This is a genomic window from Macrococcus animalis, assembly GCF_047425875.1.
Lineage (GTDB): Bacteria > Bacillota > Bacilli > Staphylococcales > Staphylococcaceae > Macrococcoides > Macrococcoides animalis.
The window spans coordinates 1,147,628-1,161,966 of record NZ_CP179727.1 but is presented as its reverse complement, the minus strand read 5'-3'; the positions used below and the strand labels follow the sequence as shown (position 1 = coordinate 1,161,966).

Annotated in this window: 15 protein-coding genes; 10 read left to right on the top strand and 5 right to left on the bottom strand. The window is 32.8% G+C overall.

What is annotated here, in order from left to right:
- The first annotated feature begins 163 nt into the window (after positions 1-163).
- From ACMGE9_RS06090 to sdaAA, 5 genes are all read left to right on the top strand, one after another.
- A complete protein-coding gene (locus ACMGE9_RS06090; protein WP_414044348.1) occupies positions 164-457 on the top strand; it encodes a HesB/YadR/YfhF family protein in 294 nt (97 codons plus the stop codon).
- Between the two features lie 196 nt (positions 458-653).
- Positions 654-2,030, top strand: coding sequence for an amino acid permease (locus ACMGE9_RS06085; RefSeq protein ID WP_414044347.1), 1,377 nt, complete (start codon positions 654-656; stop codon positions 2,028-2,030).
- 769 nt (positions 2,031-2,799) lie between these two features.
- A complete protein-coding gene (locus ACMGE9_RS06080) occupies positions 2,800-3,840 on the top strand; it encodes a PTS sugar transporter subunit IIC (RefSeq protein ID WP_414044346.1) in 1,041 nt (346 codons plus the stop codon).
- A gap of 70 nt (positions 3,841-3,910) precedes the next feature.
- Positions 3,911-4,588 (top strand): L-serine ammonia-lyase, iron-sulfur-dependent subunit beta, encoded by a 678-nt coding sequence (gene sdaAB, locus ACMGE9_RS06075; RefSeq protein ID WP_414044345.1) that lies wholly within the window; start codon positions 3,911-3,913, stop codon positions 4,586-4,588.
- Positions 4,589-4,603: 15 nt separating this feature from the next.
- The gene (gene sdaAA, locus ACMGE9_RS06070; protein WP_414044344.1) at positions 4,604-5,497 is read left to right on the top strand and encodes an L-serine ammonia-lyase, iron-sulfur-dependent, subunit alpha; all 894 of its coding nucleotides are present in this window, start codon (positions 4,604-4,606) and stop codon (positions 5,495-5,497) included.
- Here the strand turns inward: sdaAA and ACMGE9_RS06065 are convergent.
- On the bottom strand, positions 5,494-5,682 hold the full coding sequence (locus tag ACMGE9_RS06065; protein ID WP_414044343.1) for a hypothetical protein: 189 nt from the start codon (positions 5,680-5,682) through the stop codon (positions 5,494-5,496). The genes sdaAA and ACMGE9_RS06065 overlap by 4 nt on opposite strands.
- Before the next feature lie 171 nt (positions 5,683-5,853).
- On the opposite strand from ACMGE9_RS06065, the gene ACMGE9_RS06060 reads away from it, so the two are divergent.
- The 3 genes from ACMGE9_RS06060 (at position 5,854) to ACMGE9_RS06050 (ending at position 8,490) form a co-directional block, all read left to right on the top strand.
- Positions 5,854-6,873 (top strand): LytTR family DNA-binding domain-containing protein, encoded by a 1,020-nt coding sequence (locus tag ACMGE9_RS06060; RefSeq protein ID WP_414044342.1) that lies wholly within the window; start codon positions 5,854-5,856, stop codon positions 6,871-6,873.
- 82 nt (positions 6,874-6,955) lie between these two features.
- Entirely contained in the window at positions 6,956-7,795 is an 840-nt protein-coding gene (locus ACMGE9_RS06055) for an ABC transporter ATP-binding protein (protein WP_414044341.1), read from the top strand.
- A gap of 20 nt (positions 7,796-7,815) precedes the next feature.
- Positions 7,816-8,490: an ABC transporter permease subunit gene (locus ACMGE9_RS06050; RefSeq protein ID WP_414044340.1), complete on the top strand. Its 675-nt coding sequence runs from the start codon at positions 7,816-7,818 to the stop codon at positions 8,488-8,490.
- Between the two features lie 31 nt (positions 8,491-8,521).
- On the opposite strand, the gene ACMGE9_RS06045 is transcribed toward ACMGE9_RS06050, so the two are convergent.
- From ACMGE9_RS06045 to ACMGE9_RS06035, 3 genes are read right to left on the bottom strand one after another with little or no spacing between them, the layout of a single operon-like run.
- Positions 8,522-9,274 carry a sulfite exporter TauE/SafE family protein gene (locus ACMGE9_RS06045; RefSeq protein WP_414044339.1) on the bottom strand — a complete coding sequence of 251 codons (753 nt, stop codon included), beginning with the start codon at positions 9,272-9,274 and terminating at the stop codon, positions 8,522-8,524.
- Positions 9,274-9,570 (bottom strand): rhodanese-like domain-containing protein, encoded by a 297-nt coding sequence (locus tag ACMGE9_RS06040; protein ID WP_414044338.1) that lies wholly within the window; start codon positions 9,568-9,570, stop codon positions 9,274-9,276. Before ACMGE9_RS06040 ends, ACMGE9_RS06045 begins: the two co-directional genes overlap by 1 nt.
- A gap of 5 nt (positions 9,571-9,575) precedes the next feature.
- Complete coding sequence (locus tag ACMGE9_RS06035; protein ID WP_414044337.1) at positions 9,576-9,836, bottom strand: metal-sensitive transcriptional regulator; 261 nt, start codon at positions 9,834-9,836, stop codon at positions 9,576-9,578.
- Positions 9,837-9,991: 155 nt separating this feature from the next.
- On the opposite strand from ACMGE9_RS06035, the gene ACMGE9_RS06030 reads away from it, so the two are divergent.
- Positions 9,992-12,469: an FAD-dependent oxidoreductase gene (locus ACMGE9_RS06030; protein ID WP_414044336.1), complete on the top strand. Its 2,478-nt coding sequence runs from the start codon at positions 9,992-9,994 to the stop codon at positions 12,467-12,469.
- A 19-nt stretch (positions 12,470-12,488) separates the two neighbouring features.
- Complete coding sequence (locus ACMGE9_RS06025) at positions 12,489-13,817, top strand: MBL fold metallo-hydrolase (protein ID WP_414044335.1); 1,329 nt, start codon at positions 12,489-12,491, stop codon at positions 13,815-13,817.
- A gap of 46 nt (positions 13,818-13,863) precedes the next feature.
- Here the strand turns inward: ACMGE9_RS06025 and ACMGE9_RS06020 are convergent, their stop codons facing one another.
- Complete coding sequence (locus tag ACMGE9_RS06020; protein WP_414044334.1) at positions 13,864-14,337, bottom strand: pyridoxamine 5'-phosphate oxidase family protein; 474 nt, start codon at positions 14,335-14,337, stop codon at positions 13,864-13,866.
- Positions 14,338-14,339: the final 2 nt, after the last annotated feature.

Sequence of the window (14,339 nt, the reverse complement as noted above, 5' to 3'; positions counted from 1 at the left end):
GTATTAAAACAAATAAATAATAATGAAAACTGTATTATAACAAAGAAGAGTGGCTAATAAATATAATATTCTTCTAACGGAATACTTCATTCATGACAAAATTTATCTTCAAATGATATAATCTGTTGTATGACAGACTATACTAAATAATAAGGAGATAAACATGAATATTTATATTTCAGATAAAGCTTTACAATGGTTTAAAGACGAAGTGCATTTAGAAGCAGGTCAAGCTGTTAAGTTTTACGCTAAGATTTATGGGTCAAGTAAGATTCAAGAAAGTCATTCTCTAGCATTTAGTGTTGATCCAGATCATGAAAAAGCTATTGCAAAAGTTGAAGCGGATGGTATTATCTTCTACGTTAATGAAATGGATGAATGGTTCTTTAAAGAGCATGATTTATATATTGAGTATGATGAGAACTTAGGCGAAGTTGCTTACGATTATAAGAAATAAGAGAAAAGTATTCTATTAGAATACTTTTCATTAAAAAATTTAAAGCGTTAAAGTGTGTGAGTGTAAGGGTTTTCCCTTGCGCTCTTTTTATGTTCCCTAAATTTTTTAATTAATACTTTAAATTTTCTGAAATTATAGTATAATTTCAGAATAGTAATAATGTAAGAAAGTTTAAATATAAAAGGGGATTGAATACATGGAAGAAAATCATTTAAAGAGAGGTTTAAGTTCTAGGCAAGTACAGATGATTGCATTAGGAGGAACCATTGGGGTAGGGCTCTTCATGGGTGCATCAAGTACAATTAAATGGACTGGACCGTCAGCAATATTAGCATACTTAGTTGCTGGGTTGTTTTTATTTTTAGTTATGCGTGCGATGGGGGAATTGGTTTATTTATTCCCAACAACAGGATCGTTTGCAGAATATGCTTCAACTTATTTACATCCGGTATTTGGTTACGTTACGGCCTGGGCGAATATTTTCCAGTGGGTTGTTGTAGGAATGAGTGAAGTTATTGCAGTGGGTCAGTATATGCAGTATTGGTGGCCTGATTTACCAACTTGGATACCAGGTATCATAGTTATTATTACTTTAGCAGCCGCTAATATGGCTTCAGTAAAAGCATTTGGAGAATTTGAGTTTTGGTTTGCAATGATTAAGATTGTAACAATTGTATTAATGATTATTGCTGGATTAGGTATTATTTTATTTGGATTTGGTAATGGAGGGAATCCAATTGGTATTGGTAATTTAACGGAGCACGGTGGATTTTTCCCGAAAGGTATAATTGGCTTCTTCTTTGCGTTATCAATGGTAGTAGGTTCTTATCAAGGTGTTGAGTTAATAGGGATTACAGCGGGTGAAACGAAAGACCCTCAAAAGAACGTTGTGAAAGCAGTTAACGGTATCATTTGGCGTATTTTAATTTTCTATATTGGAGCAATCTTTGTTATTGTTACTGTATATCCATGGGATGAATTAGATGGTGTTGGAAGTCCGTTCGTTGCAACATTCGCAAAAGTTGGTATTACTGCAGCAGCTGCTATTATTAACTTTGTAGTAATTACTGCAGCCATGTCTGGTTGTAACTCTGGAATCTTCAGTTCAAGTCGTATGATTTATACGTTAGCCAATGAAGGCAAGATGCCTCGCACATTTGCGAAAGTTATGAAGAACGGTGTGCCAGTATTTGCAGTATTAATGATTTCTATCGGTATCTTTATCGGTGTTATTTTAAATGTAGTATTACCAATGTTTATAGATGGATCAGAAAATATCTTTGTATATGTATATAGTGCATCGATATTACCAGGTATGATTCCATGGTTTATGATTTTGTTCTCTCATTTACAATTTAGAAAAAAGCGTCCAGACTTAGTAAAGAATCATCCATTTAAAATGCCGTTTGCGCCATTCACCAACTATATTACAATTGGCTTTTTAGTTATGGTGTTAGTTGGAATGTTAATCAATGGAGAAACACGTGTATCAGTTATTATTGGTATTGTATTCTTGAGTTTTATGGCAATGATGTATTTTGTAAGAGGATTTCATAAGTTAGATCAGAAATAACAAGTCATACTGTTAAATGACCAGTTAAGTAATTTAGTGAAGTATAAATTAAATTTATGTATATTTATGTATCAAAATAAAATTTCATAAAATATTTAGAGTTGAATATATCTCTCACAGACAGTTGAGTTATATTCAACTCTTTTTTTGTCTGAAAAATCAAACAGACACGTGTCTTCTCTATAAATACAAATATATTTAAATAATCATCAAAAGCAGTATAAAACATTCAAATTGTTTTAATCAGGAATACAAGTGGTTTAAAATTGTAAACATTTTAATATAATTAATATCTTTATATATTAAAATGTTATTGAATAAAATCATGTATAATTATATTTGAATACTATATTATGATTAAATCATATAGTCGGGAAAAGATTTTTTCAATTTTAATAGCTATCTATAGACCTATAATCGATTTAAGTGATATTTATCACATAATATAATAATTATTTTAGAATAGATAAATGGAATTCTAAAAATTTAAGCATTGATAAAATAAGGTTTATAAGAATAATGAATGAATAATTAGAAAACTATATTAAGAAATATAGTTTAAAATGGGCAAAAATACACTAAATTTGTTCATATTTTGTACATTGTATACGATTTCATAAACCATTATGATGGGGTTGTGAAAAGGTTAACAAAGTTTTTTAGAAGTAAAGTTTCAATATATTACGATAGGTTTAATCTATAGTAATAACAAGCGTTTATAAAAGTGGCCACTTTTAGAAAATAAATTATTAATAAAAGGAGAAATAATATGGATATCATTATTGGGGTAGGCACATTATTAGTCGTATTAATTTGTATGTCATTATTTTTAAACTTTGCACCATACGGGAAACAAGGTCTTCAAGCTCTCTCCGGAGCCGCGTGCTCAACATTTTTACCACAAGCATTCTTGAGTTACGCAATTGGAGGGGTGTTTGATATTCCGTTCTTCGTACAAGTTGGGGATACATTAGGTGGACTCGGTGGATTAGCAGTAGGGATATTAACATGTATTAAATTGGGAGTTACGCCAGTTTACGCATTAATCGTAGGCTTATCACTATTAAAAGTTAAATTATTACCAGCATTTATCGCAGCTTATCTAATAAGTTTCTTAATTAAACAAATCGAAAAACGTGTACCTGAAGGTTTAGACTTAATCGTGGTGATTCTTATAGCACCAGCATTAGCAACTCTAGTAGCAATGGCTATTCAACCATCAGTTATCGCTGTATTGACTCAAATCGGATCGGCAATCACAGCAGTAGGAGATGCTAATCCTTATGTATTAGCCATCGTATTAGGTGCAATTATTCCAGTAGTAGGTATGACTCCATTAAGCTCAATGGTGTTAACAAGTTTACTTGGACTAGTAGGTACACCTATGGCAATCGGAGCACTATGCTGTACGGGTAACTCATTTGCCAATTTCGTATTATTTAAAAAATTAGGCTATGGTACAAAAGCCACACCATTCGCTGTCGCAATTGAACCATTAACACAAATTGATATTATCGCAGAAAAACCATTACAGCTCTATGGATCGAATGCAATCATTGGAATGGTGAATGCATGTATTATCACAGCATTCGGTTTAGTAATCAATATTACTGGAATGGCTACGCCAATTGCAGGATATATTGTAGCATTCGGTTTCAATGATACAGTCCCAGTATTACTTTGTGGTGTAGCAGTTGCTATTACAAGTATTGTTATGGCATGGCTGTTTGCAACATTCTTCAAAAAACATGACATCTCAGTATCAGTGAAAATTCCACACTTCGGAAAAGCTAAAAAACAGCAGGCTTAATAAAATAATATCAATAGGATAGAAATGAAGAAATAAACGAAATGATAAATGAAAATTGGAGGAATTGAAAATGGCGAGAACGGCAGACTATAAGAGTGCATTTGATGTGATTGGGCCAATTATGATTGGACCATCAAGCTCACATACAGCTGGAGCAGTAAGAATGGGGTCAGCAGCAAGAAAGGTTTTAGGTGATGAACCAGAGAATATTTCTATTTCTTACTTTGAATCATTTGCCGAAACGCATGCAGGACATGGTACAGACTTAGCTATTATTGCAGGTGTATTAGACTTTCCAACAGAAGATCCGCGCGTAAAAACATCAATTGAAATTGCGAAATCAAAAGGTATCAATATTGAATTTATTGAAGAAACAGGCACAAATGTTGGAGAGCATCCTAACTCAGCATTAGTACGTTTAGATAAAGGAGATAAACACATTGAAGTATGTGCGAATTCAATTGGTGGCGGTACAATTAAAGTTCGAAGTATTCATGTAAATGGTGCATGTGCTTTGATGAATCACACATTACCACTATTGGTACTTTATGGAGAAGAACCACTGGGTGAATTTAATCGATGTATAAACACTTTAGCTGAATCAGGGTTAAATATTAACGAAGAAATTAAATCTCAAAAAGACGGTAAAACAATCGTAGCACTACATTTACACAAGCCTATTAAAGTTGAATTATTAGAATCAATCAAATCAAAATTTAAATCAATAGAATTCTCAAATATCATTTAACAAGGAGGAAGGATAATGTATAACTCTATACAAGAAGTAGTAGAAGCAGTAAATAAAACAGGTAAATCAATAGCAGAATTAATGATTGAAATGGAAATGGAATCTTCAGACATGACACGTGAAGAAGTTATTGAAAAAATGCGTAAAAATCTAGAAGTTATGAAAGCTGCTGTACTTCGTGGGTCCAGTGGCGAAGGTGTGAAGTCTGTAACTGGTTTAACAGGACAAGATGCTATCAAAATGAGAAACTATCGTCTACAAAACGATCCATTATCAGGAACTGATGTAGCAAAAGCATTGCAATTTGCGATTGCAACAAATGAAGTGAATGCAGCAATGGGACTAATTTGTGCTACACCTACTGCTGGTTCATCGGGTACAATTCCAGGTGTACTTTTCTCAGTAGAAGAAAAATTAAACTTGACTGAAGAACAAGAAATTGAATTCTTATTTACAACAGCTTTATTAGGGGTTGTAATTGCAAATAATGCTTCAGTAGCTGGTGCGGTCGGAGGATGTCAAGCAGAAGTGGGTAGTGCATCAGCAATAGCGGCAGCAGCGGCAGTTGCAGTTAAAGGTGGAACAGCTGAACAATCATCTCATGCGATTGCACATGCGTTGGGTAACCTTCTAGGATTAGTATGTGATCCAGTAGCAGGGCTAGTAGAAATACCGTGTGTAATGAGAAATACGATTGGAGCAGGGAATGCTTTAATTGCAGCAGACTTAGCTTTAGCAGGTATTGAATGTAAAATCCCTGCAGACCAAGTCATTGAAGCAATGGATAAAGTAGGACGTGGACTTCCGAGCGAACTTCGTGAGACAGGCTTAGGCGGACTTGCAGGAACACCAGCCGGTCAAGAAATGAAAGAACGTATCTTCGGACCACGTCCAACTGTTAATGCTTAATCGTGATATTTTGTATGACGATTAAGTTGAATATAATAATATGTGATAAATATTATTAACGCAATTAAGAGAGATTTGGCAGCTAAATCGGCAGTGGAACCTTTTTCGAGCATTGTCATGTCGACGAATGTTACGATGACAAATGCAAGTATTGCACAAACAGTATGAATTAAATAGTATTTCATATTGACCACTGCCTTTCTTTAGAGTTAACCTATTATATATAACGTATACAATAAAGTAAATAGAAATATCAAAAAAGTCTGTGAATTGTCACAGGCTTTTTCTGTCAATAAACTACATCTGTAATATGCTATGATAAAATTATTCATATATTTAAAGCGTAGGAGGCAAATATGGCAAATTTATTAGATTATTTAAGTGAATTAAAAGTATCAGAACATATTTGTATTGTCTCAAATACGAATCAACAGCAAGAAATTATATCATTTTTCGAAAAAAGAGATGCTTGGATAGAAGATTTTACTGTACCATTTCATGAACGTTTGACTGTAAGAGAACAATTGAAATTTTATATGAAGTGGTTTAATAGCAAAGATAATATTGATTTTGTATTAAAGCAATTTGAATTGTTTGAGTTTCAAAATATAAAAGTGAAAAAGTTAGACTATGATGAATATGTTTTGTTAAAAGTAGCACTAGCATTTTTACAAGATAAAGAAATTGTTTTGTTTAAAAATATATTACATGACATAAAGATTGAAACAATCGACTGTTTACTGAGTATCATACCTTTATTTTATGAAAAACATAAAGTGTTGCAAATATTATCGTATATTGATCATGCCATATTATTATCAAATGAAGTGTATCAAGTAAAGAAAGAACAAATTAAGCAATTAGAAATATATACAGATGAATACGAAACGAAAGAATCATTACCTAAAGTAATACAAGAGAAACATAATCAAAATAACAAAATACAAAATAGTGGATATTTAGAGAATAAGGCAGAACATATTTCCCAAGAAATAAATCAACAACTTACTAGAAGTAATGTATTTAGAATATCAGTGAAATCAGAAGATAAAACAATATTCATTAATCCTGAAAATATTGATTATATAGAAGGTTCAGAAGGTAAGGTGAATATTTATTTAAACAATGAATCATTTAAAGCGGATTACACTTTAAATGAATTAGAAGAAAAGTTAAGAGTTTATGGGTTTTATAGATGTCATCGTTCATATATTTTAAACCTTCAAAGAGTGACTGAAATGATTACATGGTCCAAGAATTCATATTCGATTAAAATAGATGGATTAGATAATACATTCGTACCTTTATCACGTAATAAAGTGAAAGAAATCCAAGGATATTTTAACAACCATGAGGTACATTTCACGGAAAATTAGGTACATTTAACCTGCATATTATAGTGATGACATCCAGTCTCTAATACAATTTGGATAACAAATTGATTGGAGGCTTCTTTTTATGACATTAATACAAATGAATAATGTAGTGAAGATGTACGACAGTAAAAAAGCAGTTGATCATTTATCATTAAACATTAAGCAAGGTGAAATTTTTGGATTGCTTGGACCAAGTGGCTCAGGTAAGACGACAACGATAAAAATGCTGACAGGTGAAACATCGACATCAAGTGGTAATATTCAAGTATTTCATTATAAAGATAAAGCATTGCAAACAGCTGAATTTAGAGAACAAATTGGCATACTATCTGATAACAGTGCTTTATATGAAAGACTCACAGTATTTGATAATTTAAAGATGTTTGCAGGGTTGTACAAACAGCCAATAAATAGAATTGATGAAGTACTATCATTCGTACAATTAGACAGTGAGAAGAAAACAGTCGTAAAAAAATTATCGAAAGGGATGCGTCAAAGAATTCTGTTGGCGAAAGCACTATTGCATCAACCAAAACTATTATTTTTAGATGAGCCAACATCAGCATTAGATCCTAATACGACAAGACATATCCATAAAGGTTTATTAAAATTAAAAGAAAGTGGTGCGACAATATTCTTAACAACTCATAATATGGATGAAGCAGAAAGTTTATGTGACCGTATTGCACTAATCAACAACGGAAAGCTCATTGCACTTGATACACCTGATAACTTAAGATATCAGCATTCAGATCAAACTATTACCTTGGAAATGAATGACTCATCTTTAAGAAGAGTAAAAAAAGAAGATGTAATGCAAATAACTGAATTATTATATTCAAAGCAAGTCAAACGCATTTATACAAATGAACCGACACTCGGAGAAGTATTTATTAAAGTGACTGGAAAGGAGCTTGTTTAAGGATGAGGATGAATAGAGTAATGGCAATAGCAGAGAAAGATTTCAAAGAATTTATGAGAAATATGATGTTACTTACGATGCCGATATTACCGATTGTGATGGCTGTAATATTCAGTAAAACACCTTTAGAAGGAAGGGAAAGTAAAACTTTAGCTATATTAATGATTGCAATTTGTTTAGGATCAGTTTTAACTGGAACATTGATGACTATGATAGCTGAAGAGAAAGAAAAGAATACTTTAAGGGGATTGGTAAATTCACCAGCATCTATGTTAGATATTCTAATCGGTAAAAGTTTAGTTGTGAGTTTCTTTACTATAGTAACGATTTTTATAAGTTTAATGATTATTGATGTTAGTGTACTTATAAATAACAAAATGATAATTGGATTTATTTTATTATTTTTATTTTTCTTATTTGTGGGTATTTCAATTGGGTTAGCAGTAAAAAATGTTTCTGAAACTAGCATTTATTATTTGCCAGTATTATTTATTTTTGCAATGGCACCAACGTTCTCTAATATGGGATTTAATAAAGATAATTTCTTTATGAAATTAAATAGTTATAGTCCTACATCACAATATGACTTGTTAGCTCAAAATGGTGAAATAAAACATATTCTTATTATTGGAATTTGGACACTTATTTTGTTTGTCATTACAGTATTTCTATTTAAAAAAAATTCAACAGACTAAAAAAACGAGAGCCGATTTCGGCTCTCGTTTTCTATATCATATCAATAATCATCTTTACTGCAGCCATTATTATAAGCGCAGTAAGAATATACCTTAATACTGTTTGATTGGTTCTCTTCGATACCTTCGTTCCGAGTGGTGCAAATATTAAACTGGCGATAATTAGTGGGAGTGCATGTTCTAACTCCACACTGCCTGTAAGGAACTTTGTAAAGAATGTTCCGATGGATGATACGAAAGCGACGATGATGCTGTTAGCAATTACGACTCTAAAGGGTACTTTAAAGAGAGTTAGTAAAATAGGTACGATTAAGAACGCACCACCTGCACCGACAATGCCTGAAAGAATTCCTATCATGGCTGCTACAAAGAATAATGCAAATTTATTATAAGTAGTCTTTGTATCATTTGATTTTACTTTAATAAACATAAGTATTACTGCAAGTATCGCAAGCAAGGTATACACGATATTGATGATAGATTCATCAAATATAGATGCAAGATAAGCGCCACTAATACTGCCTAATAGAATCCCTATACTCATTGGAATAATAATAGATGTATTAATATACTCATTTTTTCTTTGACTGATGCTACCGCTGAGTGTACTAAAGAAAACTTGTGATGCAGTTAGTCCAGCTGCCAATGTTGGGGTCATTTCTATATTAAAAATGGGCGGTATAAATAACAACATAGGATACATGATAATTGCGCCACCAATACCTATTAAGCCAGATAAAAAAGCTCCAAGTGCACCAATGATTGCGAATAATACAAATGACATTATAAAGATTCCCAATCTAGCATGCCGCCATCAATATTTGTTGTTTCAATACCTAAGCCACTTAAATATTGGCAGGCTTGTCCACTGCGATTCCCTGATCTACAAATAATATGGTAATGTTCATCTTTTTTGAATTGATTAGTTTGCCCACTCAATACAGATAGGGGTATATTGATTGATCCATCAATATGGCTTGCTTCATATTCATGGACTTCCCTAACATCAATGAGATTGATGCTTTCATCATTCAATAATGATTTTAGTGTATTTACGTTAATTGTTTGATAATTTGTCATTTTAATTACCTACTTTTTATTAGAAGATCCACTGCTTGTTTTACAAGTTCGTCGGTATCTTCATTATTTTTGACGCTTTCTTTAACACATTGCGTTAAGTTCTCACTAACAATTACGCCGATTAATCTTTCTAAGCCACTACGAGAGGCACTAAGTTGCATGACAACATCACGACAGTCTTTTCCTTCTTCCATCATTTTTATCACACCATTAAGTTGACCTTGTATTCTTTTTAATCTATTCATTGAACTTTTATCAAATTCCATTGTACTTCACCTTTCTTGTTTGTAATGTGTTCTACTATATACCTTACGGGGTATATTTGTCAATAATATTTCAATACGGTATGGGGTATTTGACATATTGATATAGTTAGGTTAGTATACCCCTATAGGTATTTGAAAAGAGGAGGAAATTAATAATGACTAGAAGAATAGTAATCGTTGGTGGAGTAGCAGGTGGTGCTTCAACAGCAGCTCGATTAAGAAGATTAAATGAACAAGATGAAATCATATTAATTGAAAGAGGTAGTTATGTATCATTTGCAAATTGTGGATTACCTTATCATATCGGTGATGAAATTAAAGATAGAAGTAAATTATTAATTCAGACACCTGAATTAATGGAAAGCCGAATGAATATTAATGTAATGACAGACTCAAATGTTGTAGCGATTAATAGAGACAATAAAACAATAGAAGTCGAAGTGAAAGGACAAACTAGTGCATTATCTTATGATATTTTAGTGCTTTCAACAGGTGCCAAACCAATACATATACCGATTGAGGGTGCGGAACAAAATCATGTCTTTTCTTTAAGAAACATTCCGGATATGGATAAGATTATCGCTTTTATAAAAGAAAATAATGTTAAATCAACGGCAGTCGTTGGCGGTGGATTTATTGGTTTGGAGATGGCTGAAAATTTAAAAGCATTAGATTTAGAAGTTGCATTATTTGAGTTAGGTGATCAAGTGATGCCTGGCATTGATATTGATATGGCAGTGGAATTACATCATCATATGGTGAGTAAAGGAATTGATTTAAGGTTAAAGCAATCGATTGATAAGATTGAGCGTGATAAGGTAGTCTCTAGTAATGGAGATGTTATTAATGCAGATATGGTTATTATGGCAATCGGTGTATTACCTGAATCGACATTAGCAGAAGCTGCTGGATTAGAATTAGGTGTTAAAAAAGCGATTAAGACAAATGAGGTATTCCAAACATCAGACGCATCAATTTATGCAATTGGTGACGTTGCCGAAGTAACGCATGCAATCAGTGAACAAGATGTGCATATCCCACTTGCTTGGATTGCAAATCGACAAGGTCGATTACTAGCTGACCATATAAACGGTAAGTCAGTAGAGAAATTTAAGCCAATCGGTACTGCGATTGCTAAAGTATTTGATTTAAATGTTGCGAGTACAGGATTAAATGAAAAGACTTTAAAATCATTAGGCAAAAGATATCATGTTATTCATGTATCTGGTCAATCGAATGCAAGTTATTATCCTGGTGCAACACCGATGACGATTAAAGTAATATTTTCTTTGGAAGGTGAAATTTATGGGGCTCAGATAGTGGGTCGTAACGGTGTAGATAAGCGCATTGATTTAATTGCAAGTGCCATCACATTTAATCAAAAAGTAACAGATTTACAGCGTATTGAAATTGCATATGCACCACCTTTCTCTTCAGCAAAGGATCCAGTAAATATGGCTGGATATATTGCTCAAAATGTACTTGAGGATGAAATGAAAATGATGCAAGTTAATGAAATTGATGATACATCACATCAAGTGATTGATGTGAGAGAACCAATAGAACATGAAATGGGACACATTGAAGGCTCAAAAAATATTCCATTGGGCGAGTTAAGAAACCGTTTATCTGAAATTAATAAAAACGAACCTGTTGTAATATACTGTCAAGTTGGTCAACGTGGCTATAATGCAGCACGAATCTTACAAAATGAAGGTTTTGATGTGATTAATTTAGACGGAGGATTCAAGTTATATAAACAAAATTATTTAACTCAACCACAAGATGCATCAAAACTATCACTAACATCGAAAGATAATAAGACAAATGAAATTGAAGAGAAAAAAATTGAAATAACTCAAGAGGTGAAACAAGTGGCAATACGTGATGATAGAAGAATTGTAGAGGCGAGTGGATTACAATGTCCAGGTCCAATTCTTAAAGTGAAAGAGAACTTAGATGACATGCAAGACGGGGAACAATTAGAGATCCAAGTAACAGACTTCGGCTTTTGTCAGGATATTGAATCATGGGCAAAAGTAACAGGACACACGGTACTTAAGAATGAAACAATTGATAATAAAGTAGTAGCAATTATTCAAAAAGGTAAACAGTTACCCGTAAAAGTAATGAATGACAGTGAAGGGCATCAACTTGTTGAAACAAAAAATGGTGCAACAATGGTTGTATTTAGTGGAGACTTAGATAAAGCGCTTGCATCATTTATTATCGCTACAGGTGCCGCTTCGATGGGGAAAGAAGTAACAATGTTCTTTACATTCTGGGGGTTAAATGTAATTAAACGTCCTGGTATAAAAATAGAAAAACAAGGATTAGATAAAATGTTTAGTCAAATGATGCCAAAACATGCAGGCAAATTACCGATTTCTAAGATGAACATGGGTGGAATGGGTTCTCGAATGATTAAGCATGTAATGAACAAGAAAAATGTTGATTCATTAGAAGTAATGATAGATAAAGCGCAAAGCATGGGTATTAAAATGGTGGCTTGTACCATGAGCATGGACATTATGTCTGTTTCACGTGAAGAATTAATTGAGGGTGTTGAGTATGGCGGTGTTGCAACTTACTTAGGAGATACTGAAAAATCAAACTTAAACTTATTTATTTAAGTATGAATGGAGGAGAAATATGTACTTTAAATCATTTTTTAATCAGCAATTAGCGCAAATGTCGTATTTAGTTGGGTGTCAAAAGACAGGTGAAGCAATGATTATTGATCCACTCAGAGATTTGAAACCATACATCGAAGCGGCTGAACAAGAAGGGTTAACAATTAATAAAGTTACTGAGACACATATTCATGCCGACTTCGCCTCAGGTTTACGTGAAGCAAATGAAACTTTAAATGCAAAAGCGTATGTATCTAGCTTAGGTGGTGAAGGGTGGGAATATGAGAACATCAATGGTGATTATGAACTACTTAAAGAAGATGACATTATCAAGGTTGGTAATGTGAAACTGAAAGTATTGCATACACCGGGGCATACTCCAGAAAGTATTAGTTTCATTTTATATGATAATCAAAAAGATGTACCAATGGGTATATTCACAGGGGACTTTATCTTTGTTGGTGATGTGGGGAGGCCTGATTTATTAGAAGAAGCAGCAGGAATGAAAGATACGACTGAGATTGGTGCAAAAGCCATGTTTGCTTCACTTAAGAAAATGGATCTATTACCAGATTATATTCAAATATGGCCAGGTCATGGAGCAGGCAGTGCGTGTGGAAAATCACTAGGAGCTGTTCCTGTCACTACACTAGGATATGAACGAATTAATAGTTGGGCATTCCAAATTAAAGATGAAGATACTTTTATCAAGACATTAACAAGTGAACAGCCAGAACCGCCATATTATTTTAAAGAGATGAAACGTATTAATCGTGATGGTGTAGAACTAGTGGAACAAACTTTGGTACCACCTTTAAATGACTTATTCGATGGTGTCAGAGTTATCGATATAAGAATGAAAGAGGTGTTTTTAGAAAACTTAAGTGAAGGAATTAACGTTCCATATAATAAAAAATTCTTAGGATTTGTAGGTTGGTATTTAGATTACGAGGCACCAATTCAATTGATTGGTTCATTTGATGATGTACAAAAAGCTGCGCTAGATTTAAAATTGATAGGATTTGACAACGTAATAGGATATGTAAAGGATATTTCAGGACAATCTATACAGCAAATTGAACCTAAAGACTTTAAAGCAATCGACTTATCATCAATTAACATTTTAGATGTTAGAAATAATCAAGAATGGAATAAATCCCATTTTGATGCAGCTAAACATGTTCATTTTGGCAAATTAGAAAATGAATCAATTCCTTTTGATAAAGATGATGAGATTTATGTTCATTGTCAATCAGGTGTAAGAAGTGCTATAGCTGTGAGTGTACTAAAAGTATTAGGTTATAACAACTTGATTAATATCAAGGGTGGATATAGTGCAGTTAAATAAAAAAAGAGCCACAAAATAGTAATTTTATTTTGTGGCTCTTGATTTATTATAGTTCAACTGATTTATTAATAGCAGTATCACTGCCATTATCATTAGTTAATAGTGATTTGATACCTTCTACAATTGTCTTGCCCTTTTGATTTGTAGCCCAGTACTCTGCAGATTCGGCATTGACTTTAATTAATGTAATGTTGGGGTCGTCGTAATCTGTATTTAAGAACATTTCAATTGCTTTGTTCCAGTATTCTTTTTTCTTTGAATCATCATTAACTAGCTCAGCATTTCCTGAAATCGAAACAAATCCTTTTTGAGCAAATGCAACATTAACACGTTCATCGGATAATATTTCTTCTGCTTTTTCTGTATCTCTCGTTGTGATAAACCAAATATCACCATTATCATCTACTTCTTGATAAGACATTGGACGTGATACAAGTTTGTCGCCTTGAATGGTTGTGAGCATTGCAATATCATTTTTTTCGATAAGTTCAAATAATTCATCATAAGCTTGTTTTGTCATTG

Coding starts and splice junctions, on each gene's coding strand:
- ACMGE9_RS06025 (WP_414044335.1), top strand. CDS start 12,489: ATGTACTTTAAATCATTTTTTAATCAGCAATTAGCGCAAATGTCGTAT.
- ACMGE9_RS06040 (WP_414044338.1), bottom strand. CDS start 9,570: ATGACAAATTATCAAACAATTAACGTAAATACACTAAAATCATTATTG.
- ACMGE9_RS06055 (WP_414044341.1), top strand. CDS start 6,956: ATGACATTAATACAAATGAATAATGTAGTGAAGATGTACGACAGTAAA.
- ACMGE9_RS06045 (WP_414044339.1), bottom strand. CDS start 9,274: ATGTCATTTGTATTATTCGCAATCATTGGTGCACTTGGAGCTTTTTTA.
- ACMGE9_RS06065 (WP_414044343.1), bottom strand. CDS start 5,682: ATGAAATACTATTTAATTCATACTGTTTGTGCAATACTTGCATTTGTC.
- sdaAB (WP_414044345.1), top strand. CDS start 3,911: ATGGCGAGAACGGCAGACTATAAGAGTGCATTTGATGTGATTGGGCCA.
- ACMGE9_RS06050 (WP_414044340.1), top strand. CDS start 7,816: ATGGCAATAGCAGAGAAAGATTTCAAAGAATTTATGAGAAATATGATG.
- sdaAA (WP_414044344.1), top strand. CDS start 4,604: ATGTATAACTCTATACAAGAAGTAGTAGAAGCAGTAAATAAAACAGGT.
- ACMGE9_RS06060 (WP_414044342.1), top strand. CDS start 5,854: ATGGCAAATTTATTAGATTATTTAAGTGAATTAAAAGTATCAGAACAT.
- ACMGE9_RS06085 (WP_414044347.1), top strand. CDS start 654: ATGGAAGAAAATCATTTAAAGAGAGGTTTAAGTTCTAGGCAAGTACAG.
- ACMGE9_RS06030 (WP_414044336.1), top strand. CDS start 9,992: ATGACTAGAAGAATAGTAATCGTTGGTGGAGTAGCAGGTGGTGCTTCA.
- ACMGE9_RS06020 (WP_414044334.1), bottom strand. CDS start 14,337: ATGACAAAACAAGCTTATGATGAATTATTTGAACTTATCGAAAAAAAT.
- ACMGE9_RS06035 (WP_414044337.1), bottom strand. CDS start 9,836: ATGGAATTTGATAAAAGTTCAATGAATAGATTAAAAAGAATACAAGGT.
- ACMGE9_RS06080 (WP_414044346.1), top strand. CDS start 2,800: ATGGATATCATTATTGGGGTAGGCACATTATTAGTCGTATTAATTTGT.
- ACMGE9_RS06090 (WP_414044348.1), top strand. CDS start 164: ATGAATATTTATATTTCAGATAAAGCTTTACAATGGTTTAAAGACGAA.